This is a genomic window from Vibrio sp. 378 (assembly GCF_033339435.1).
In genome coordinates, this window is sequence record NZ_JAWOUO010000199.1 from 1 (window position 1) to 985 (window position 985).

A 985-nucleotide genomic window follows, 5' to 3' on the forward strand; every position below is an offset into this window, starting at 1 on the left:
GGTTTTGTAGGGAATGCCTTCGATTTCTACCGTCTCTTTCTTACCAATCATTTTCGCGTTGGGTTGTTCTTGCAGGTAGTCATACCCAGCAAACACCCACGCGTTATCATCTAGGTAAGTTTTGCCAATCAGGATTGGCGCAGAGAACTGTTTGCGCGAGGTAAGATTCACCACGGTATCTACCGTATGCCCAGCAATCGTCATCGGCATTTTTACGGTTGGACGCAAAATCGGTTTTTTGCTGGTGCGACTGCGGATAGCACTGATGCGCTCAAGATCGTCGGTTACCGTGATCTCTTTGCCAGTATAAGGATGCTGAATCGTGAAACTGACGGTGACTTGATAAGGTTCAAAACTGTTGGCTTCCCATTTGGCTTGCGTGCCACCTAAATCATCGACAATTGCCCACAGCAGTTTGTCATCTTTAAGATTTTTGTATTTGGGATTGCTGCTGCTTACGTGAATATTTTCTGCATGCATGGAGGTGGTGTCAGCGCCGGTATCAATTTTACCGATGAAAGGGACGTCACTTAGCTCAGGAATTTCGCTGTAATACACACTTTCGACCCGCCCTAAAACTAACTTATCATCAAGTTGATAGATGGGATCTTGCGTGGTTGCAGAGATGGATTGCGCCCAACCAAACGGGGCTATCAGGAGAGCACTAGAGAGTGCCAGAGCCAAAGACATTTTTTTCATCATGATTATCCGTGTGAGCCAAGGTATATAAAATTAGTCGCCAACAGAACTTATAAGTTCTCAATTTAATTACAGTTTTGACATAAATCTGACCGATGTCCACCAGCGCCCGGTAAATTTTTGCGAAGCTAATTTAAAACATTGCAAATTCTATGAATGACCCCAATGTTCTATACACAACCAATATCCAAACCGAATTAAAAGAGAATACACGGATGAGCCAAGCTATCTGTCGCATGATTGCTCAAGAACTGAATGTTCGCCCAGAGCAAGTCAACGCCGCTGT

At 44.4% G+C, this 985-nt stretch carries 1 protein-coding gene; it reads right to left on the reverse strand.

Features of this window, described 5'->3' with window-relative positions; genetic code table 11:
• The coding region (locus R7Q48_RS25125; protein ID WP_411979282.1) for an ATP-dependent zinc protease at positions 1–702 on the reverse strand (702 nt) is incomplete at its 3' end.
• Between the last annotated feature and the right edge of the window lie 283 nt (positions 703–985).